This window comes from Thalassomonas actiniarum (assembly GCF_000948975.2).
GTDB classification, from domain to species: domain Bacteria; phylum Pseudomonadota; class Gammaproteobacteria; order Enterobacterales; family Alteromonadaceae; genus Thalassomonas; species Thalassomonas actiniarum.
Window position 1 is genome coordinate 1,993,604 of sequence record NZ_CP059735.1, and the last position, 21,802, is coordinate 2,015,405.

The window sequence follows — 21,802 nt, forward strand, 5'->3', positions numbered from 1 at the left end:
GCACACGCCTTTGCTGCAGAAAATGCGGCGGCACAAATATATGCCCGGTTAATGCTTGTTTAAACGAATAAGTGATAGTAACTCACTTGAAAATAATGTTATTAATAGCGGCCATTTTGTTTTCTGCTTAGGTGAAATGAAGTTGATATGAAGTCATCGACAACAGGTAAGCTGGTGCTGCTGGCATTTATTGCCGTCTCTCTGATGGGCATGGTGCCGGTATTGGTTAAATTGACGGCGGCCAATGAGGTGGTGATAGGTATTATGCGCCTGTTTATTGCCGGTAGTGGTATTTTTTTGTTGATGCTGCTTAATAAAAGCGCCGGCAGCTTGAAGCGGTTAAGCCGGGGGGATCTTTTGTGGCTGGTGCTACTGGGTTTGGTTTTTGCCCTGCACTGGTACAGTTATTTTTATGCCATCAAAACTGCCAGTCCAAGCCTTGCAGCCATAGGGGTTTCCACTTTTGGTATTCAATTATTATTTTTAAATGCCCTGATATTTAAAGAGAAGATCAACAAATTAGATTTTCTTGCCATTGTTATTGCCTTTAGCGGTGTGCTGTTGGCAACCCGTGGTATTAGTGGCCATAGCGATATGGGGTCAGGTTTTATCGCCAGTATTTTCAGTGGCCTGCTTTATGCCCTGCTGGCGGTGATCAACCGAAAATCTTACCGTTTATCTACCCAGCAAAAAGCCCTGGGACAGTTTGGCTTTGCCCTGTTATGTTTTAGTTTTTTTATTCCCCAAGGTAATTTTCAGTTGGAAATGGATGACTGGAGTATCTTGCTGGTATTGGGGCTTGTCTGTACTTTGGCCGCCCATACCTTATGGATCAAAGCTTCCGCCGAGCTGCCGGGTAATTTAACCGCGATTATTTATTATTTTTATTTGCCGGTGGCGATCGGTTTAAGCGCGGTATTTACTCAAGATGCTCTTAGCTGGCAAAAGCTGACCGGCGCCGGATTGATTATCTTTGCCAACATCATGGTGTTACTGGCACATAAAAAATAAGCCCTCTAAATCCGGGTGATTATGGGCGGATGATTATCTCCTGATTCGCATCGCCCGGATGAGCTCCTTTATGTTATTTTTTGTTTATTGTTATCCCTGCTTTGGTTAAGGGCTGCCGAGGTTACCGTCAGCGGACGGCAAAAAATCACCCTGTCTCTGCCTGCTGATTTTGCGCTATATAAGGCTTGATCGGCCTGTTTGAGCAAGTAATGATAATCCAGGTGCCAGGGAGGCCGCTGACTGAAGTCTTCCCATATAGCCGCCCCGATACTGACGCTGACGATTTTCCCTGCTGCCATCGGGTGGGGAATGGCCAGTTTTTTTACTGCGGCCAGTATTTTTTTGCAGACATGTTCGGCACCCGCTCTGTTGGTATTACTGAGCACGATAATAAATTCCTCACCGCCATAGCGGGCAACCAGGTCATGGTTGCGATGGATACAGGTATCAATGACCAGGGCGATTTGTCTTAAGGCCAGATCTCCCTCCTGATGTCCTGAAAGATCGTTATATTGTTTAAAGTGGTCAACATCACACATGATCAGCGCCAGCGGCGAGCGGGTACGTTGCATTTGTTGCCATTGTTTTTGAATATGCTCTTCAAAGGCTCTTCTGTTGGCGATGCCGGTCAGCGAGTCCGCCTGGGATAATTCTATCAGCAGTTGCTGCTGGTTCTTGGCCAGTTCAACCAGGCGGTTAAACTGCTCGGTGGCGGTATCAAACTCGTCAATATTGAAATGGTTTTTTATCGGGGACAACTCATTGCTCAGGACCATTTTTTTCATATAGGCGATGGTATTTTCCAGGTGGCGGACAAAATAGTGCCTGATGATCACAAAGCCGGATAAGGCAAAAATCACCAATAATATTAAGACGAAGAAAAACTGCCGGTCAATCAGGGGCATTTCGGTGCTGCTGTCATGGGTGATGGTGAGCAGGACCACCGGGCGCTTGTGGTCGTCGGTTAAGATGCGCTGGTGGCGGTGACTGTGGCTGTCTTCGCTAATGTCTTGTGCTAAGTCGATAATGGCGGTGGCGGGATAATCATAGGGCAGTATCTCGGCTTCAACCTGTAGGTTTATAAATTTAGCAATATTATCAAAATGTTGTTTACGCAATTTATGGACGATAAGCATAATGCCTATGTTTTCACCGCTCAGATCTGAATTGCGTAACTGGGTAGATGAAAAGGCGATAGGGCCGTGCTTGCTGGCTAACAGGCCGCTGAGATGGGGAACTCCGTGGTATTGCTTTTTCGGATAAATATATTTGTTCTGCGGCCATTTTTGTAAATTAAAAATATCTAATTTAAAGGGCTGGCCGCTGATATGATCCAGGGTTTTTTCATAGATAATGTTGAACTGGTTATCGAGATAGAAAATACCGTCATATCTTAGCGTGGCAAAGGAAATATCTTCGTAATTTTCCTCTAAAAAAGCGGCATTGGGGGAGCGCATAAACTGATAATTGCTGTCCCAGACGGCATAATCAAAATTGAGCAGATTAAAATGTGATATCTCTCTTTGTATCGCCTGGCGTAAGGTTTCCAGCTCCCGCTGATGTAGCAGGGATGTGGCATGATGAAAGCGCGGTATTTCAACGAAGTATCGATAGGCAAGTAAGGCAGAGGTCAAGACTGCGATTAATATTATCAGATAGGAAGATAATATTGTCTTTAGTTTCATTGACGGGGGCCACCTCGATAAAGGGTTCTCTTAAGCTGTTCCATCAATCAAGCCGTTATCAGGGCAAGGATACTTGCCATGGTCTCATTGCTAAAGAATAGCCCATAATAACCGGGGCGGGAGTTCATTCCGGTTAGTTTTTCTGATGAGCCAAGGGCCTTGTACTTGCACCGGCCCAGCCAAATGTTGCCGGGTAAGTATGATAGCCGGGGATGCAAGCTTAGCCTACAATTTAACAGGGCGGGTATTTGCCTTTATTGTTTCTACCTGCCGATAAATGTGCTGCAACAGTATTGGCGTATATTAATTATGACCATGGTCTGAACCAGATGTTAGCTAAGCTAAGCCAGAACCCTAAAATTAAACGGGCCAGAAAACGTTTAATTTATTATGCCTGGACCGGATTTTTCGCAAACCTGATCGGCGGCATTTTAATTTATTTGAGTACCTTTTTTGGTTTGGTGGCACAGTCGATACACCTGATTAATGCCCTGACCCTTTATGCCATTTTTTTTTATACCTGGGTAATTTTAACCATAGCCACCAGGGAAACGATAACCCGGCGATTTTCACAGAAAATATTAATGGTGCAAATTGCCAACAGCGGTGTACTGTTGTTTTTTGTCCTGGTCTTTTATCCGGAAATAAAAACCACGATTTTAGTGCTGTGGATCATGGCGTTTGCCTTTACTTTTTCCTTTGGCACCCTGAAGCAGTCGGTGATGTTGAGTGTGTTAATTTTTGTTTTTTATGTAATCTCTTTAGCGGTTTCCGGTTTTTTTTATAAAAATGCGCAGGAAGTCATATCGGAGCTGATTTTTTTATGTGCCTTTATTCCCACCTGCGCTTTTATTTCTTATGTCGGGGCCAAACTAAAGAAACAGCGGGACAATACCCAAAAAGCCAAGTTACAACTGGAAGAGGCATTAAAGGTTGCGGCTGCCGCCAGTGAATCGAAAAGTGCCTTTTTGGCCAATATGAGCCATGAAATCCGCACTCCCATGAATGCCATTATCAATTTGTCCTATTTATGCCTGCAAAGTGACCTCGGCGCCAGGCAGCGCAATTATGTTGAGAAGGTCAATAAGTCGGCCAAGTCTTTATTGCAGATCATCAATGACATCCTGGACTTTTCCAAGGTGGAAGCGGGTAAATTACATATAGAACAAGCAGACTTTTCCCTTGATGAAATGCTGGCGCACCTGGCGGTGATTGAAGTGCCGAAAAATAAAAGAAAAAAGTTGCAGTTGATTTTTGATGTCCAGCCGGGCACCCCCATTTTGCTTAGCGGTGATTTGGTGCGTATTAACCAGGTGCTGTTTAACCTGCTCAGCAATGCCATCAAGTTTACTAAAAGCGGTCGCATCGTGTTGTCTATCCGGGTGCTTCAATGGCAGGAAAAGCAGGTGGTGATTAAGTTTATGGTCCGGGACTCGGGCATAGGCATGGCTCAGGAGGTGGCGGATAAGATGTTTGAACCCTTTAGCCAGGCAGATACTTCCACCACCCGGGTTTTTGGCGGCACAGGTTTGGGTTTAGTGATCTGTAAGCAACTAACCGAACTGATGGGGGGGCGGTTTGAATTGTTAAGCGAGCAGGGCAGGGGCACACGGGCCAGTGCCATTTTACCGGTAGGGCTGGCCTCCAGGCCGGTACTTCAACAATCAACCCCGGCCACTAATAAGCAGGTATTAGTGTCGGCTCAGGATGATATTGCCCTGAGTGCGATTGAGCATACCTTAGCCGCCTTTGCCGTCTGCGTAACCGGCCGTTCATCGCTGGACTTTGATCTTGATATGATGGCCGAGGTGGATGTGATCATGATAGATGAGTCATGCCCGCAAACTGAAATTGCCGCATTTTTTAACCGCTGGGTGCAGTTACACCAAAAAAGCATAATGGTTATCTTTGTTTCCGATCAGGAAGGGCTGCCGCCTGAGCTGGCGAAATATCCGCTGCGGCATCTGCAAAAACCTGTCTATTTTACCAATTTTTGTGATGTGTTATCCGGGGCGGATAAAGCCAGGGGAGGACAGGGTCATGAACATCATCAGCAGTTTATCTTGTCGGCCAACCTATACCAACAAGTGGGTAAACAACGTATTTTACTGGCGGAAGATAATGAGTTGAATCAGGAGATTATCAGCGATTTATTGGCGGACAGCGGTTGTGAGCTGCATATGGTTGAAAATGGCCAGCAGGTGCTTGATTTGCTTGAGCACCAGGAAATAGATGTGATCCTCATGGATATCCAGATGCCGGTAATGGATGGCATCGAAGCCACCCGGCTTATCCGGGCAGCGCCAAAATGGCGGCATATTCCTATTATCGCCCTCACCGCCAGCGCTATTAAAAATGACATGGAGCAGGGCCTGGCCATAGGCATGAATGAGTATTTAACCAAACCGGTTATTCCGAAAAAATTATTTGCGGCTTTAACGCGTTGTTGTCCCCCAAAGACAGAAATTCATGACGTTGAGCATGATGACTTTTTTCCCAAAGATGCAGGAGACAGGCAAAGTAAGATATCTTTGGAGCAGCAGGATGCAGCGGAAACAGGGGGAATGCCCGGAAGCAACGGCGAACAAGCGCTGGCAGAAAATAGCTCCCGGACAGTTGACTTTCCAGGCCTGAATGTCAAGGCGGCACTGAGAACCTGTAACGGCAAAGAAGCGTTATTTAAAAAACTGATTGCCGGATTTGCAGATAAATTTTCCGCTATTGATGATGATATCAAACAGGCGCTGGCGCAGGGAGACTGTGAGCAGGCCAAACATTTAGCCCATAATCTCAGCGGCATATCCGCCAATATCGGTGCTTTAGCCCTTGCTAAAGTTGCCGCCGGCATAGAAAAAGACCTGGCGCTTACAGGGGGCGTCAGCGGGCCTCTGCCTGAAAGCCTCAAAGGAGAGTTACAGCAGGTATTACATTCAATAAAGCGCTATCTGGATAACGGGGTTTAGTGAGCGCTTTGTGTTTGAGGCAGCTCGATAGTCACCTTGACCCCCCGGTCGCTGTTGTTTTCCAGTTTAATACTGCCCTGATGCTGCTCGATAATGTTGCGGCAGAAGGTTAAGCCAATTCCCTGGCCATTTTGCTTGGTGGTAAATAAAGGCACAAACAGGTTATCCAGGTTGGCAAAACCGTGGCCGTTATCGATAAGCCGGATCTGATTTTTGTCGTTGATGGCTTTAAAACTTAACCTGATGCTGTCGCTGCCGGCTTCAATGGAATTTTTGATCAGGTTAATTAATACCTGCTCCAAAAAGGCCTGATCTGCCGCCAGCCATTGCAGCTTGCTGTCAAATTCCAGTCCGCTATCGGCATACAAACCGCTGAGGCGTTCGGTTAACTCGACAACGCTGATTTGCCTGATATCCAGGTTCATTTTCTGTGACAGGGAGGAATAACGGCTGATAAAGTCCTGTAAGTGATGACAACGCTCCGAGATCAGGGCCAGGGCTTTTTGATCCCGCTCGGATGTGGTCCGCCCCGCCAGGCTTTCTGCCAGCGAAGATACCGGGGTTAACGAATTGCGGATTTCATGCCCCATAACCCGGATAATTTGCTGCCACGCCGTTAACTGGCTGGCCCTAAGCGCCGAGGTGATGTTGGTAAAGACCAGTAACTGGTGGGCTTCACCGGCATCGATAAATTCACTGTGGCTGATTTGCCACTGCTGGTTTTCCCCTTCAAGCTGCCAGCCCTGGTCGCTTTTGCTCAGTCCCAACATCTTGGCGGATGCCAGGCGGTACATCTGCCAGGGCTGATCATAGAGCAGGGTAAAGGCGCCGTTGGCATAGGTGAGCTTGTTTCTTTCATTAAACACCAGGATAGGGGTGTCGAGCTGGTCGATAAGCTGATAAATCAAAAAAGCATGTTGGTCGTAACGTAGTTTTTTCGTCGACAGGTATTCGCTTAATGCCGTTAATTCCCGGTGAAAGGCGCCGACGTTGCCGGCAGGAAAATCGCACTTGGCGTACTGGTTATAGTCTTCCATACGCACCGCTTCGATATGCAGCAGCGCCCGGTCAAAGGTGGCCATTAAACGCTTGCGAAAATGTAAAATCGCCAGTATCAGGCCAAAAGCCGCTAACCCTGTGGTAAGGCTAAGATGCCAGGTAGACCAGTCGAACTGAGCCAGTAACAGGTACAACAGCAGGATAAACAGACCGGCAAAAATGCTGAGTCTGCGCAAGATATAGGCTTCCAGGGTTTTGCTTTTGAACATTCTTTTACTGACTCTTTGTGCTCTTTTTTTGTTATTGGCGCGGCGCGCCTTACCCTTAGCTTTGCAGGTCGGGATATTTCTCCAGGCGGCGGTACATGGACGACTTGGTTAATCCCAACAAGGCCGCTGCCTTGGCGATATGGTTGTCGCTCGCTGCCAGTGCCTGTTTGATCAGTTTTCGCTCAGCCTGCTCTAAGGTCATCATCGGCAAGGCTCCGGCGGCGGTTTGCGTATTTAAATGCAGATCGCTGAGTTGGAGTTCGTCGTGCCGGGTTAATAATACCGCCCGCTCCATTAAATGACTTAATTCCCGGATATTGCCGGGCCAGTGATATTCTAGCAATGCCTGCTGGGCATCTGTACTGATATTAATAGCAGGTTTTTGGTATTTACCCGCCGCGGTTTTAACAAAATGCTGTGCCAGCGGAATAATGTCCTGCTCACGCTCGCGCAGCGACGGCACGCGAAACTCCAGGGTATTGAGACGGTAAAACAAATCTTCCCGGAATTCGTCGTTGGCGATAAGTTTACTAAAATCGCCGTTGGAAGCGCTCACCAGGCGGATATTGGTTTGCTGGGTCTGGCTCGATCCTAAGACTTCATATTCGCCTGATTCCAGTACCCGCAGTAACTTCGCCTGCTGGGAAAGGGGAATATTGGCGATTTCATCAAGAAACAAAGTACCGTCTTTGGCCAGCTCAAAGCGGCCGATACGGTTTGACTTGGCGTCGGTAAAGGCGCCTTTGGTATGCCCGAACATCTCACTTTCAAACAGGTTTTCGGAAATCGCTCCCATGTTGACGCTGATAAAAGGGCCCGACTGCACATTGGACAGCTGGTGGATATATTTGGCCAGCTGGCTCTTGCCGGTGCCGTTATCGCCGGTGAGTAAAATAGTGACGTCGGTTTGGGCAACGCTTTCTATCTGGCGCATCAGTTCCTGCATGCACGGGGAGCGCCAGGTATAGTCGTCGCTTTTTTCCGGTTCCAGCCTTTGCTGTAATTTCTGGTTTTGTACCTTGAGCCCGGTCAGGGTCAGCTGGTGTTCGATAACTTGCAGCAAGCGCTGATTTTTCCATGGTTTTTCAAGGAAATCACCGGCGCCGAGCTGCATCGCTTTTACCGCCAGTTCAACATTGGACCAGGCGGTCATGGCCACCGCCGGAATATTGCCCGCTGCCTTGGCCAGCCAGGACAAGAACTCCAGGCCTTCATCCCCGGAAGTCGTATCGAGGGAGTAGTTCATATCCAGCAGGATCAAATCCACTTTGGAGTTTTGAATGATTTCTTTCGCTTGATAAGGGCTTTCGGCTTCCTGCACCTGATAACCATTGTCTTCGAGTACGAAACTGGCGCTTAACCGGATATCGGGCCTGTCGTCTACCACTAAAATACAAGCTTTGCTCATTTTTACTCCGTTAATATTAAATTTACGCAAATACCGCGGCGATAGTAAGGGGTACAGTCAAGGAAAACAAGTGAAAACTAAGCCTGTCGGGATCAAGTCGTTTTATTGCCAATGCCCGTTATCAACGCAATTTAGTGGGTCTGTATCTTTTTCCGGGAAAGTGCTTAGCAATTTGAAAGTTTAACGGTATGAGCGCTGAAAATATTATGTTTTCGTATTATGAAATCTGTGAGTTTAATAACAGTTATGCACTGATATTTAAGGGGTTTTAGTGACGAGATAACTCCTGAAATTTATCTTGATATAATGACGGTTTGCTGTTGATTTAACCAGTGAAATAGTCTTTTATTAATAGTACAACCCACCCCAAAAAAGGAGCTCGCATTCCACTGTCTTTGATTGAATAGGTGTCGCCGCAACAGCCGTCACTACTGCTGTTAGCGCGCAGCAATAAAGCCGTAACTAAGTCGCAACCCCTGAGTGCAGTCACACCCAGAGGTCGCTAACCACAACGAACTTACAAGGAGTCCGCAATGGCTGAATATCATCATACGCCAGAGCCAGTCTCGGCAAAAGTAAAATATCCCATTTATCGGCAACTTACCGTACAGGAAACGGTTTGCAACACTGCTTCGAAAACCCGTGGCATAGGCATTAACTATGTACCCGTCAAGCTTGAACCCTGCATGGTGCTCAGGGGCAAGTGGCTGCGGCGGGCGGGTTTTGCTGTCGGGCAAAAGGTCAGTATTGAGGTAAATCAGGGAGAAATTCACATCATACCTAAACAAACTGGTGCCGTGCTTAAGAATAGCCAGTCAACCCAGGAGTAACCCCCAGGCTTTTTTAGCCATAAGACGTTAAGCTGCTGCGCTTAAAACTGGCGCAGCAGTGATACCGGTAAGGCTAATTTACCGTGGCAATTGCTGCTTCGATGCGTTGCTCGCACAAAGTCGTACCGGGCAGGGTATAGCAGTAATCCCCGGCGTCGCTTAAGCTGGTCTTTTGCTGCTGCCGCTCCGCCAACCGGGCGATCAACGGGTCTTTTTGTGCATCTGTTTCCGCCACCGCCAAAAAGGCATTAATGTTTTCGATTTCATCATCGACAAAGTCCTGGTACACCCTTAGCCGTTCTGACAACTCCCGGTAGCGCTGGCTGAAAGTGGGCACGCCGGCATAGGCGAGATCGTAATGGCCGGATTTTTCATAACTGGCGGTATCAAACTTGATGGGGTTTAAATAATCATCGGTGAGGTCGTTGGCATAGTCGCCGCCGTCGAGCAGGTAGTTGAAAATACTCTCGGCGTAGTCGATACAGGCGTCCATATTGTCTGTTTTACAATATTTGGTGGTGCCTCCCTGGGTCAGTTGTGCCAGTTTTGGGGTCATGCCGCCGTCGGTGTTGACCTGTATGCTGTAGACGGCATTTTTTGTTGCCTCAAAAAACTCTTTGGTTTTGGTGAAGGTTTTACTGAAAAACAGGAATTTGACCTTGATTTTCGTTTGGTACCATTCGTACTCGCTGCGGCTGTTAAAGTGTATTTTGGCGGTGACATATAAATTGGAGCCAAGCTGGACATTATGGATAAAGCTGTCGCCGCATTTGTTTCTGACTGCCACCGGATCGCTTGCCAACTGGTTAGTGATGTCGGCTTTGGTGCGGCGGTTTTCAAAGTTATAACTGCCTTTGTTGTAGTTTAATTCGATAACCGAGGCGGCGCTGGTGCTGTTTTTGGTGACTTTACGGCGCATGGAAAACTTCGCTGAACCGCCGAAAATCACCAGATTGATGCCGCCTTTGACGCTGCCGGCGATGGTATTGATCATAGTGTCCGACTGATAACCCCCCTGATAGCTGAGCTGGCCCTGGGTGCCCCCCTGGTAAACCCAGTCGCCGTCGAGGCAGCTGTCCAAGGGTATGGTCAGTGACTCTTCAAAGCCTGCGCCGAGCACTTCCTTGTCCGTGCCCAGGGAGTAGTAGGTATTGGCATAGTTGTGAAATGAAAATAGTAAGAAGATGAAAATTAGTGATTTTTTCATTTTATCTGTCCTTTTTAAGCATTTTTCTGCGCTGCGCTTTTAAAGCCAAAAGCAGGATTTTGCGCTAGAAATAAAAAAGGGCGCCAGGCGCCCTAAAAATATTGCATTAACTTCAACAAGTTAACTTTTACTCGGTAAAAGCGGTGCCGTAGCTTGACAGTACCTGGCCGCAAGGCAGCCAGGCCATCACGCCGGTAACCGGATCTTCGGCATCAACAAAGGCCGGGGCCCAGCCAAGGTTGCGGTAACCTAAAGACACGGTATTGTCTTCGACGCCGAAATTGGCGGTGGCTTCCCGGGCGCCTTCACACTGGAAGTACTTGGTGAGGTTGCCGGCTTCGACATTAAGGTCGCTTAAACTGTAGTCCTGAATACAGGAGACGCCGCTGGCGCCGCAGGTGGCCAGGTAGGTATCCCAGTTGTCGGCACAGGCGGTACCGTAGGGGTTGTCCCGGCACATCAGGGCATATTCGTTATAGACCCAGGCGTTATCATAGGCTGCCTGTTTTACCGCTTCCGCCTTGGCTTTTTGCTCGTCCGTCATCCAGCTGGAGTACTTGGCCAGTACCGAGCGGGCCCTGTGTTCGTTGCTGACAGACTTTTTGAATTGATCTTCAAGCCAGATGGTGCGGTAGGTGGTTTCAAAGCGGATTTCCTGATCTTCCGAGTCGAGCTTGCGCACGTCAATCGAGCTTACCCCGTAAGGCACTGCTTTATAACGCACGACATTGTAGTCGGACAGGGCATTGAACTGGTTGCCAAAATCGTCCTTGGCATAATTAACCGCCTGCTCGAACATGGTAAAGCAGGGCTCATAGTTATCCAGTGAACAGGAAATGATGTTGTTGGGGATCACGCTCAAGAGCTGCTTGGGATCGCCGCCTTTTTGCAATGCCCGCACTGTGATACGCACGCTTTTTTTCAGGTCTTCGTCGATATAGTTAAGCTTGCCGTCAACACTGATGCCGATATTGCCGGCGCCGTAACTGACCCCGAGGTAGCCGCCGATATCGCTTTTATGCTGCTCGCTCAGGTATTCGATTTTCATGTTTACCAGCAGCTGGGCGCCGTATTCGATTTCGGTGATAAAGGAATCACCGGCAAGGTTCATCAGCTGTCCCTGGTACTGGTTGGCTAAAGTATTGCCCACCGGAGTCAGGGTAAAACCGACATTTTCATCGACAGGTTTTAACACCCGCTTTTTCGGCGTTAATGCCGCCTGGAAAGTATAGGTATTGGAAAACTCTGTGGATGACATTTCCTTGGCGATATGTCCGCCGGCGTTGACCCGTACCACAGGGAAGGAAACGCCGACATCAACATTACCGTTGAGCTGGCGCAATACTTCGTCATAGGAGGCGTTGTTGATCAGCTCAAACTGTACCTGGGTATTACCTAAGGTTTCCACCACGGTACCTGCAACCGGCTGGACATTTAAAATCTCCATCTTGTCGCTGTTATAGGCGGTGCCGAGAATAACATGGTCATTCATCAAACCGGTAATTTCACTTTGAAAGGCGGCGCTGGCGGCAACGGTTTGCGCCTTGGCCATCACTTTCAGATCTGATTTTTCTGCTGCCTGTCCGGAAAAGCAAATGCCGGCGGCCATTAATGCACTTATGGGTAATAAATTTGATTTCATGGTTGCACCTGCTTATTTTATGTAGATCAGATAATCTTCAACTTCACCGGAATCTATCTCTTTACATGCGTCAGAGTTTCCGCCCAAATAATCCATGGTCACCCGCATCTTGGTCAGACCGGAAACCGTACCCGCAGGCGGTGTCACATTAAGGGTCTTCGCCTGATTGGATACCCCGGCGTTATAGGTTTCGCTGGCATCAAGGAAGTCGCCGTCCTGGTTCCAGTCGATAAATACATGCCAGGTTTCAGGGTAGGTATCTGCGCCGGTAAAGCCCGGGGTCAGGGTCAGCTGGTAATCGCGGTCTTTGTAGATGCGCGCTGCCTGACCGACAAAGTTACTGTAAAAATCAGCCCCTGAACTGTTGGTTAAGTCGGAAAAGCTGACTTCTTTTATAAACTCATAGTCCTTGGTTCTGGCCTGGGTAGTGCAGTACTGGTTGATGGACGGCGTGACCAGTAAAGCGCTGACGGAGTAATCCGACGGGATCTGGTTACAGCTGTCGTTTAAACTGGTGCCGGCGTACCAGCGTTTCGGGTTGGCGCTATCTTCATCGCCGAAGGTCAGGTATTTGGCATCAGACCTTAACGTGCCGTCCTTATAGAGGAAGACGTTTTTTAAATCTGCGAGTTTTTGCTCGTTGGAAACCGGCATGGTCGGGTCGAAAATATTGTCCGCGACTTCCAGCAACAAACCGGAATAACATTTTTCCAGCCACTGGTAGCGGCCAAGCGCTTCGGCGGGGGTTAATACGTCTTTAGACTCAAAAACCGTCGATTCGGCCATCGCCGCCGGGGTATAAAGCCCGGAGAGTACTGCCAGGGCAGCACCGGTAAATAGTGTTTTAATCATTGTCTTATATCCTTATAATTCAAGCCATTTACGATCATAAACTGTGACTCTTCCCTGGGTTTCCAGCTCGCGGTCGCGGCAGTAATCGCCGATAGGATTGCGGTTACAGTAAGACACCGAATCTGCCAGGATGAAAGAGTTGAACAGGGCGTTTTGACGGATTTCTTCCAGCGTGGTTTTATGGGCACTGGAAAGTTCAGTGGCATAATAATTGAGCAGGTTGTCCGCACGGCGGTGGTCCATGATGGCAGTCACCCAGTCTTCACCCATGTTTTTTGTCGCCAGCTTGGTGAGAATGGTTTTCGACGGGTACAAATCGTCCGGTACCAAAGTATTCAGGCCCGGGCCGGATTTGCGGTAGCCCTGGGTGAAAATCTTGGAGACATTGTATTTATCCAAAGTGTCGAACTGGTTGACATAATCGGTTTTGATATAGTTGATGGCGTTTTCGAAAATATCAAAACACGGGGTTGGGTTTTCCATGGTACAGCTGACCAGCTGATCCGGAATAACCGTCAGCAGGCGGTTGGGATCGCCGCCCATTTGCGTGGCAGATACCGTGACCTTGATATTGCGTTTCACGTCATTGTCGACTTTTTCCAGCTGACCGCTGACACTGACCTTGCCGACCCAGTCAACATCAAGCTGGCCGCCCCACTTGACCTTGTCCTCGTCGTTTTTATATTCGAACTTGAGGTTGATCATCACCTGCGAGCCGTATTCGATGGCGGAAACAAACTCATTGCCCACCCCTTCAAATTTATCGCCGGGATTGGCGGTGGTAATGTCGACCGCGGCCTGGGTTGGCTGGTAGCCGGTATCGTCATCGGGGATCAGCATTTTTTTCTTGGGCTTGACCGATAAAAACAGGGTATAGGTACCCGTGTAGTTATCGGCGGCATTTTGCTTGGCATAGCTGGCGCCGACGCCAACTTTGACCGCAGGCACGTCCAGCTGTGCGCCCAGGTTGCCGTCAAGCATATTGGCCAGCTGGTTGTAGCTCATGTCAACGCCGACGACAAAGTCGAGCTCGGTATTGCCATAGGTTTCATCAACGGTGCCGGTGACACTTTGCAGGGCATAGAAGCCGTTTTTTTCACTGTGATAGGCGGTGCCTAAGGTGATGGTGTCGTTTTCCGGTCCGGGAATTTCAGAAAAGGGTGAGATGGCCTGGCTTTCCTTGGTCGTCTCTTGTGCGGCTAATGCCTGGCTTGAAAGTACCGATAAGCCTATTGCACAAAATGCTTTAGCCAGGGGCTTCATTTTTAATATCATAATAGGATCCTTTTTTATGATGGCAGCATAAAGCCAGCCCGAAAAAGCACAGGGCTTGAACGGGGCTGGAATTATCCTGGTTGACTGTTAGGTCAGACTATCTTGTTTATTAGTCAAGCAGGCTGTTGATGTAGTCAGTTTTCCATTTCTCATCAAGACGCTCGAGGATCTCTTCAGAGCTTTCACGGATATACTGATCTTTGTAGTTGTGCTCGTCCTGGGTACTCAGGTCGCCCAGTAAGGTATGACCGGCGAACATGCCCAGGTAGCTGCCTTCGGCAATATTGGCGCCTTCCATAGGTTCAAGCTTAAGGTTGTACACCTTATCGTTATACTTCTCTCTTTCTACCAGAGTGATCAGCGCCGAGCCGCTTTCGGTCAACACGCGGTCGCCTTCTTCAAGCTCTTTCGCCCAGACGATACCTTTGTTGGAAGTCGATACCGGGTGAGTTTCCGTGACCAGCAACTCCTGGCCGTTGGCCTGGGTGATGCGGATCATTTGCAGCGCTTCGATACCGATAGAAACATCAACCACTTTCATCGGTTGGGCCGTAGCCGGGTTGTTCGCTACCGCACCTTTAACCATGTCGCCGGCTAAAATCTTCTCGATAGGGCGTTGTTTGCCGTCGGCCATAGTGATCATAGTGCCTTTGGCTAAACAGCTGTAACCTAACTTGATTTTAGGCAGTACCGGGCTGTAGTAGTTGCCGAAACGGGTCGCCGCTTCCGAGGTGATAGACACCTGGAACGGCTGGGCGGCACCGCCGCGGCCATGGTTGAAATAAGGCCAGCCGCTGGCGGCAAAGGTGATGTACCAGTTGGCTTCGGCGATGTTGGAGAATAACTTGGCATTACCGAAACGACCTTCGTCACGTGGAATATTCCAGCGTAAAATCGTTTCTTTAGAGCCGTCCGGGTTGGTGACCACTTCCGGGGCAGAAATATAGTCCGAGAAGTTTTTGATGTTATTATCCAGGCCCTGGTAGCTTTGCTTGGTGGCGCCGCCGTAGTTACCTTCCTGCAGGTAGATGTTGGTGAGTTCATCTACGCCGTTGGGGCGGTTTTCCGGTGCCAGATCCGTCGGATAAATTTCGGCAATTTCATGCGGAATACGGATTTCGCCGTCAAACGGGATGTTAACATCGGTGATCTCGTTGGGATCTAAGTATTGATCCGCGGCATAGTCACAATCGGCATGGTTACGGTTCAGACAGACCTTGATCACGCCGTCGGTGTTGACATCCACCGGCGCTTTTGGCGTATAGGTTGGCTTGCCGTCACTTAACACAGTTACCGAAGACAGGGTTTTACCGCCGTCCTTAGCCGCAGCTGCCTGGGGATAAAGGCTGTCGATATGATCCCAGGAGAAAGGATATTCGGTATACTTAAGCGCCGAAGTGACCGTGCCGTCATCGGCTTCCGTTTCCACATAAGAGCTGGCATAGATGGTTTCCAGGTTCGGGAACTGCTGTTTCAGCGTGCTCAAACGCACCTGGGAAGTGGCCAGGGTATTTTTACCGTCTAAGACGTTAAAGGTAGAGCCCATAGGCGCCAGGGTGTTGCCGTTGCCGTCTTCAAGCAATAAGTCAATATAGGTTTGCTTGGTGCCGCCGTAAACGGAGCTTTTTGCCCGGATCAGCAGGTAAGGTTCGTTATTGTCTTCAGAAATACCGACATTATATTCCAGGAATAAATGGGCATTTTTGATCAGGTCCAGCTGAGTTTCATCAATGGCGGTATTGATCTCGTAGGTTTTGCCGCTAAGGGCTTTTTGCTTTAACTGCTGCGCTTTCTGGACATCCAGGGTTTTGTGCAGCTGCGGAAACAGCGCCGAGTCTTTACCCGCCTTTGCCAGTCTTTGCTTGACCAGCTTATAGTGGCTCGGGTTGGTCATGTCCAGGCGGCGCACGCCGTCTTCATTACGCTCAACCTGGATTTTCTGTGCCGGGTCGGCGATGGTGATCGGCGACAAGGTCGCCCCCGTGCTTGCTTGCAGGTTGTGACTGACCGCCAAAGCCAGCGCCATAGGCATTAACACTTTCAAATACGTTTTTTTCATCTCTTTTTCCTTCCTTGATTGCGATTAATTGCGAGTTAGTTTTTTATTATTTCGACTAGGTAGTCTTCAATTTCCCCGCTACCACTGGTAACTGAGCTGGTGTAATCCGAGCAGGGGTTTATCGACCCTGTTCTGCTCGAAGCGTAATATTGCAATATCCGCATACGGGTATGGGTAGTACCGGTTCGGATTTTTTCTGAGGGCAGACGGAAAGTGCCGCTGACCGAGCCGTTGCCGTTAAGTCCCGAGGTTTGATCAAATTCCTCAATCAGCAACTCACTCTTGTCATTGACCCAGTCACCGTCGCCGAATTGGCCGTCGCCGTTAAGGTCTATCCAGACATGGTAGTTTTCGGCATATTTGTCTGCTGTCGGGTAACCGGCTTCTATGGTAAAGGCGATATCCTGGCCCACCGTCAAGCTGATGGCCTGATCCGGGTTATGTACTTCAGCACTCTGGCTGCTGCCGGTGGTAAAGCTGGTGCCGGCAAAGGTTACCTTGTTGATGTATTCATAGTCGGTAACACCGGTTGCCTGGCAATATTCCACCGGGGCGCTGGGCTGTAATTTCACCTGTACAGAGGTTTCAACGGTTTTCAGGTCGTAGTTGCTGTTTTCCCGGTAGGTGATTTTTAACGTGGCGGTATAGGTACCGGCACTGGCATAGGTATGGCTGGTGTCTTTGCCATAGGTCACCCAGTTATGTCTTTGCGTTGCGCCGTCGCCGAACACCCAGGCCAAATCTCCTTTGCTCCAGTAGGCATCGTCGGGGCGTGTGCTGGTATTGTTGAAGCTGACGTCATAACTGCCGTCGGCATTTTCCGTGACGCTGTAATCAAAGCTTGGACGGTATTCGTTGCTGCCGATCACCACATCCTGCTCGACAGATTTGCCGCCTGGGTTGTCATCATTGGTGATGGTCAGGCGTACCTTATAGGTGCCGTCTGCCGCGTAGGTATGGGTCCAGTCTTTTAATGCCGTGGTAGTGGCGTCGCCAAATTCCCACAATACCGTGGAGCCTTCGGGCATTAAGCTCTGGTCGGTTGTGACCGTGACTTGTCTGCCGTTGATGATCGGCGTAAACAGCGGCGTGGTGGTGGTGCTATAGTTGATGGTTTGCGCCCAGCTGGCGATTTGCTGGTTATTGCTGTCATACGCCTTGAGGCTGACATCATAACTGCCGGATCTCTCGTACTTGTGTACCGGAGACTTGTCGTGGCCGGTTAACGAGCCGTCGCCGAAATCCCAGTCCCAGCTGTGGATGCGGGCATCATTGGTGCTGTTGCTGAATGTCACCTGGTTGGCGATGTTCTGCTGCGGCTGTACGGTAATGCTCGGCGGGTTGGGGTTGTCGGAAATAACCAGGTCATAGTCTTCCGCTTCTCCCAGTGAGAACTGGCCGCAGGCGGTTTTTAAGATATCAAAGGATACCGCGACCCGGGCCCTGAAGACATCGCCGACATTGCCCGAGACCGAAATACTGCGGCTGACACTGTTGGTGTCGGTGGCATTGATCACCAGTTCGTCGGTTTTGTGGAACAGGCCGTCGTTGTTTTTATCCACCCACATTTTAAAGTCTTTGGAGACATTATTGGTGGACTCGACATTACCGGCATTGATGGTGACATTAAAGCTGTTGCCGTCCTGGATGCTGACCGGGTTGGCGGTATAGTCGCTGTAGCCGCTGGCGCCGCTTGCCTGGGTCACGCCGTTGATGGTGACTGAGCCGACATAATAGCGGTCGAAACTGCCGCCGGAAGCACTGCAATAATCGTCGGCTACCGTGATCGGCAGGGTAAAGGTGTCTTTTTCCCCCGAGGATATCCGGGTGGCGGTTAGGCTGACATCATAGGTGCCGGCCGCGGGAAAGCTGTGGCTCGGGGTTTTCTGTGCTGAGGTCTGGTTGTCATGGCCAAAATTCCACAACCAGGAATAACCCGAGCTGTTGCTGACATTATTGCCGTTAAAGCGTGAGGCATTGGTGAAGTCATAATCGAGAAACTTCATGCTGTGGCCAAAATCACTTTCCAGGCCGCTGTTGACCTTTAAGGTGATACCGACCAGGGCAAAAGCTTTGCGGATATGGTTTTTCAGCTCCGTCGTGCTCCAGTAGGTTTTATCCGCCTTGGTGATGTCTTCATTGCTCATCAAATTGGCCAGGGTGGATGCCTGCTGCATCACACAGTCGGCGGCATGCTCATAGCTGGAGTTGGCCAACCAGCATTTTTTATTGGCGTTGGCAAAGGCGATAAAGGCAAACTTGGTATTCCAGGGACTGGCTTCTCCCTGCTCGGCATCAAACTGCATGGTTGCCAGGCGGTGGAAAGCCTTGTTGAAAACCCCTGCGCCGTAATGGGCTTCGGTGGAGGTTTCATAATCATAGACATGGGCGATGGATTTGCCGTCTTGTGTCGGCTCGTCCATATAACGTAATGCCTGGCCGTCCGGCTGGTAGGACTCGAAATTGCTCTGCCAGTCGTTCTGCCCGTACAGATAAAATTCTGCCGCGGCGCCCGACATATCGGAAAAGGCTTCGTTAATGGCGCGGGCCTGTCCTGTGATCATTTGCTTCTCAGAGCCTGTACCGTATTCGGCGGTGAAGCCGTGGGCAATTTCATGGGCAACCACATCCAGTGCCACCATAGGGTAAAACAGGTAGTCGCCGTCGCCGTAATAGATTTCACCGTCTTCATAAAAGGCCTGATCCATATTCTGGCCGTAGTGGACATTCTGGATCACCGGCTGATTGATAAAAGGCTTTTGCTCCAGGTAGGCCTGGTACATCAAGCTGGTGATCTGGCCGTGGTGGTGGGCATCATTTAGCGGCGATTTTGCGGTGTTGATGGTTTTATGGTCATTGCGGTTGGAGTCGGTGCAGTCATAACTGAAGGGGTTATTGACGGCGTTCACCGCACCCTGGTAATCCCGGGTTTCGACATTGTAAAGATCCTGGCTGTCGGCATTGCTGGTGACAAAGTAGCAGGTATCTGAGTTGCCGTTATTTTCCTTGCGAACCACAAAAGTACTTGGCGGGTAGCTGGCGTAACCGGACTCGCGATAATCCTCTTTGACATTTTTTAAATTGCCGGAAGGGCCGCTGCCGCCCTCTATGGTTGCCCGGTGCAGGACATCAAATTTATCCAGCAATTCACCCTTGGCAACATCGACAAACGCCAGTACTTTTTCCGGGCGGCTGTCGTTATTGACCACATCGGTGAAGAAGCTGAATTTATAGGCCAGTTTAGCGGTATTGTTTTTATCCAGGTAAATCACGACCTCGGCGGACTGGTTCCTGAACACCCGGGCTTCATCGCTATAGTGTTTGGCGATAAAGTGCTCCAGCTGTATTTGGTTGTTTTCTTGTGAAACGGCGGGCAGCTTAGGCAGATCTTTTTCGATGCCCTTAAGCAGGCTGCCGTAGCTTTGGCTGACTTTACCCTGTTCATCAAGCAGCATCACCACTTGCTGGTTCCAGACTTCAAACCCCAGATAGCTTTGCTGGTAGGTTAAAAATTGTTGTTTTTCATCAATTGCTTCAGCGATTAAGGTCAGTTTGCTCTGGCCGCTGGTGTCCAGGATATTATTAAGGCGTGTGGTTAATGCCTTGGCCTGTTGCTTTGATGTTGCTTTTTGCAACAGGTTTTTGTCGGATGATTTGTTAATCCCGGCCAGAGCGGCGGGGTTATTAAAATAGGATACGGACTCAGCGGCCATTGATAAGCTACTGGTTAAACCGAGAGATACAGCGAGCATAACTTTACTGTAACTGTTCATAATACCTCCAATGTTTGACTTGAGCATGATTCGACCCGGTGTGACTTGCTTGCCATCAACAGGGCCTTTACGGCACTTTGATGGTGTACATACCCGCCGGGTAAATATCCTCAAAAAATAATTAACATGCACAGAAGATTAAGGCGGGTATAACGAGTCCCTTTGCCTTCACATCAAATCCAAAAATGTTCCGGCTCTTCCTGCACGACTTCCTGTCGATTAACGTCAGATACAATAAATGTGCTTAGTTACAAAGCGTTTACAATACTATGACGAGTCGGACTATACGGTTTGATCAAAAAAAATACAATACGCAAAAATCAACATGGCTAGAATTTGACCTTTTAGTCAGGTTTTACTTATGCCAGTTAGCCCAGATATGGGACGGGATGGGGTCAAGGGCAATATAATCAGGGCTTTTTGCTTGATTGGCTGAAAAAGTGTGACAGATGCGGCTGGATGTTATCGTTAAAAATTAGCCTGTATGGCTAATATTAAGCCATTTGCTTGTCCAGATTATTCATGTAACAAAATGTTTCCACTGAAACATTTTTCTTGGCGGAGAAATCGCTGATATTTCGATAGGAAAAAGGACTTTTACCTGGAGGAGTTTGGCTATAGCGCTCAAGACAACGTCTTGCTTTCTCTTGATAGTAAAGCGCCCCTGCCATTGGGGGATAGTGCCTGTATTGTGATATCTGCAGGGGATCGCGAAAGAGGCTCTGCACTGAGGCATAACCCGGTTTTAGATTTTAAGGCTGACATCCTGAGGCAGCAGGTATCAGCCAGAGATAAAGGCAGCGGCAAACCAGCAATGTGATGACGGGGCTCGGCTGTGCCGGTTTGCGGCTACCAGAGCTGAGTCCTGTATGATGCGCTTATCTTATTTGCGGATAAACGCACCGGCTTTTTCGTACAATAACTGACATTCCTCCGGCACCAGGTCTTCGATATTGATAAAGGCATGTATCATGTCTTCAAAATGGTGATGGCAGACGTCAGCCCCCGCCTGAGCCAGTGCTTCGGCATAGGCCAGGCCTTCGTCCCGCAAAGGATCGAATTCAGCGGTAAAGATCAGGGTTTCAGGTAAATCGGCGGTGATCAAACCGTGTAAGGGGGAATAATGTTTTCGGTTTTCCCCCTGTTGAAAATAATGATCAAAATACCAGGCGATTTTTTCCCTTTCCAGCAGGTAACCCCGGCCGTTGCTGCTGATGGAAGGCATGGCCATAGTGTAATCCACGCAGGGGTAGATCAGGATTTGTTTATCGATCCTGACCCTTTTTTCCACCTGGTTTTGCATTGCCAGTACCGTGCAGATGCTGCCGCCGGCGCTGTCCCCGGCAATGATCAGCTCAGTAGTATAAGCGACCTCGGTTAATATCTCCTGAAAATGGCTTAATACCGACCAACAGGCATAAATGCCTTCGGGAAAGGGATGCTCTGGCGCCAACGGATATTCTACGGAAATGACAATGCTATGGCCGGCTAATGCGAGTTTGCGGCACATGGCATCGTAGAGCTCGACACTGCCGCACATATGACCGCCGCCGTGAAAGTAGATCACCACAGGCAAGCTTTCATCCGGCGCCGGGCTGTAAACCCTGACAGGGGTTTCTCCCTGCTCTGACCGGATTATTTTGTCCCGGCTATAACCGATGTCGGGAATGCGGGTATTAAATTGCGCCAGGTTATTTAAGTTGGTGCGCACCAGCTCCGGGGTGGGGATAATATTATCGGCTTTGGCCTGGGCGATCAGGCGGTTAACTTCAGTTAAAAAAGGCTGGAGTTTTTGTGATACCTGTTTATCCATCTTGATCTGTCCTTGT

At 49.2% G+C, this 21,802-nt stretch carries 13 protein-coding genes; 3 read left to right on the forward strand and 10 right to left on the reverse strand.

Annotated elements, in window-relative coordinates; genetic code table 11:
* Positions 1 to 147 precede the first annotated feature (147 nt).
* On the forward strand, positions 148 to 1,011 hold the full coding sequence (locus SG35_RS08685; RefSeq protein WP_044830848.1) for a DMT family transporter: 864 nt from the start codon (positions 148 to 150) through the stop codon (positions 1,009 to 1,011).
* Between the two features lie 68 nt (positions 1,012 to 1,079).
* Here SG35_RS08685 and SG35_RS08690 read toward each other — a convergent pair whose 3' ends face one another.
* Positions 1,080 to 2,696 (reverse strand): sensor domain-containing diguanylate cyclase, encoded by a 1,617-nt coding sequence (locus tag SG35_RS08690; protein ID WP_044830849.1) that lies wholly within the window; start codon positions 2,694 to 2,696, stop codon positions 1,080 to 1,082.
* A gap of 329 nt (positions 2,697 to 3,025) precedes the next feature.
* Here SG35_RS08690 and SG35_RS08695 point away from each other — a divergent pair, with 329 nt between their 5' ends.
* Positions 3,026 to 5,659 (forward strand): response regulator, encoded by a 2,634-nt coding sequence (locus SG35_RS08695; RefSeq protein WP_152646460.1) that lies wholly within the window; start codon positions 3,026 to 3,028, stop codon positions 5,657 to 5,659.
* On the opposite strand, the gene SG35_RS08700 is transcribed toward SG35_RS08695, so the two are convergent.
* Entirely contained in the window at positions 5,656 to 6,927 is a 1,272-nt protein-coding gene (locus tag SG35_RS08700) for a sensor histidine kinase (RefSeq protein WP_053042777.1), read from the reverse strand. The two genes, SG35_RS08695 and SG35_RS08700, sit on opposite strands and share 4 nt — an antisense overlap.
* A 55-nt stretch (positions 6,928 to 6,982) precedes the next feature.
* A complete protein-coding gene (locus SG35_RS08705; protein ID WP_044830851.1) occupies positions 6,983 to 8,335 on the reverse strand; it encodes a sigma-54-dependent transcriptional regulator in 1,353 nt (450 codons plus the stop codon).
* A gap of 533 nt (positions 8,336 to 8,868) precedes the next feature.
* On the opposite strand from SG35_RS08705, the gene SG35_RS08710 reads away from it, so the two are divergent.
* The gene (locus SG35_RS08710; protein WP_044830852.1) at positions 8,869 to 9,165 is read left to right on the forward strand and encodes a SymE family type I addiction module toxin; all 297 of its coding nucleotides are present in this window, start codon (positions 8,869 to 8,871) and stop codon (positions 9,163 to 9,165) included.
* 73 nt (positions 9,166 to 9,238) lie between these two features.
* On the opposite strand, the gene SG35_RS08715 is transcribed toward SG35_RS08710, so the two are convergent.
* The 7 genes from SG35_RS08715 to SG35_RS08745 all read right to left on the reverse strand — a co-directional run bounded on the left by SG35_RS08715 (position 9,239) and on the right by SG35_RS08745 (position 21,786).
* Entirely contained in the window at positions 9,239 to 10,372 is a 1,134-nt protein-coding gene (locus SG35_RS08715; protein ID WP_044830853.1) for a hypothetical protein, read from the reverse strand.
* Between the two features lie 127 nt (positions 10,373 to 10,499).
* On the reverse strand, positions 10,500 to 12,014 hold the full coding sequence (locus tag SG35_RS08720; RefSeq protein WP_044830854.1) for a hypothetical protein: 1,515 nt from the start codon (positions 12,012 to 12,014) through the stop codon (positions 10,500 to 10,502).
* Between the two features lie 12 nt (positions 12,015 to 12,026).
* Positions 12,027 to 12,866 carry a GEVED domain-containing protein gene (locus SG35_RS08725; protein WP_044830855.1) on the reverse strand — a complete coding sequence of 280 codons (840 nt, stop codon included), beginning with the start codon at positions 12,864 to 12,866 and terminating at the stop codon, positions 12,027 to 12,029.
* Positions 12,867 to 12,878: 12 nt separating this feature from the next.
* Entirely contained in the window at positions 12,879 to 14,141 is a 1,263-nt protein-coding gene (locus tag SG35_RS08730) for a hypothetical protein (RefSeq protein ID WP_044830856.1), read from the reverse strand.
* Between the two features lie 109 nt (positions 14,142 to 14,250).
* Positions 14,251 to 16,200 (reverse strand): Hint domain-containing protein, encoded by a 1,950-nt coding sequence (locus SG35_RS08735; protein ID WP_044830857.1) that lies wholly within the window; start codon positions 16,198 to 16,200, stop codon positions 14,251 to 14,253.
* 35 nt (positions 16,201 to 16,235) lie between these two features.
* Positions 16,236 to 19,973 carry a PKD domain-containing protein gene (locus tag SG35_RS08740; protein ID WP_053042778.1) on the reverse strand — a complete coding sequence of 1,246 codons (3,738 nt, stop codon included), beginning with the start codon at positions 19,971 to 19,973 and terminating at the stop codon, positions 16,236 to 16,238.
* Between the two features lie 883 nt (positions 19,974 to 20,856).
* Positions 20,857 to 21,786, reverse strand: coding sequence for an alpha/beta hydrolase (locus tag SG35_RS08745; protein ID WP_044830859.1), 930 nt, complete (start codon positions 21,784 to 21,786; stop codon positions 20,857 to 20,859).
* Positions 21,787 to 21,802: the final 16 nt, after the last annotated feature.

What these genes read in the sequence shown, in the direction of transcription:
- SG35_RS08685 (WP_044830848.1), top strand. Translation starts at nt 148, where the DNA reads ATGAAGTCATCGACAACAGGTAAGCTGGTGCTGCTGGCATTTATTGCC.
- SG35_RS08690 (WP_044830849.1), bottom strand. Translation starts at nt 2,696, where the DNA reads ATGAAACTAAAGACAATATTATCTTCCTATCTGATAATATTAATCGCA.
- SG35_RS08695 (WP_152646460.1), top strand. Translation starts at nt 3,026, where the DNA reads ATGTTAGCTAAGCTAAGCCAGAACCCTAAAATTAAACGGGCCAGAAAA.
- SG35_RS08700 (WP_053042777.1), bottom strand. Translation starts at nt 6,927, where the DNA reads ATGTTCAAAAGCAAAACCCTGGAAGCCTATATCTTGCGCAGACTCAGC.
- SG35_RS08705 (WP_044830851.1), bottom strand. Translation starts at nt 8,335, where the DNA reads ATGAGCAAAGCTTGTATTTTAGTGGTAGACGACAGGCCCGATATCCGG.
- SG35_RS08710 (WP_044830852.1), top strand. Translation starts at nt 8,869, where the DNA reads ATGGCTGAATATCATCATACGCCAGAGCCAGTCTCGGCAAAAGTAAAA.
- SG35_RS08715 (WP_044830853.1), bottom strand. Translation starts at nt 10,372, where the DNA reads ATGAAAAAATCACTAATTTTCATCTTCTTACTATTTTCATTTCACAAC.
- SG35_RS08720 (WP_044830854.1), bottom strand. Translation starts at nt 12,014, where the DNA reads ATGAAATCAAATTTATTACCCATAAGTGCATTAATGGCCGCCGGCATT.
- SG35_RS08725 (WP_044830855.1), bottom strand. Translation starts at nt 12,866, where the DNA reads ATGATTAAAACACTATTTACCGGTGCTGCCCTGGCAGTACTCTCCGGG.
- SG35_RS08730 (WP_044830856.1), bottom strand. Translation starts at nt 14,141, where the DNA reads ATGATATTAAAAATGAAGCCCCTGGCTAAAGCATTTTGTGCAATAGGC.
- SG35_RS08735 (WP_044830857.1), bottom strand. Translation starts at nt 16,200, where the DNA reads ATGAAAAAAACGTATTTGAAAGTGTTAATGCCTATGGCGCTGGCTTTG.
- SG35_RS08740 (WP_053042778.1), bottom strand. Translation starts at nt 19,973, where the DNA reads ATGAACAGTTACAGTAAAGTTATGCTCGCTGTATCTCTCGGTTTAACC.
- SG35_RS08745 (WP_044830859.1), bottom strand. Translation starts at nt 21,786, where the DNA reads ATGGATAAACAGGTATCACAAAAACTCCAGCCTTTTTTAACTGAAGTT.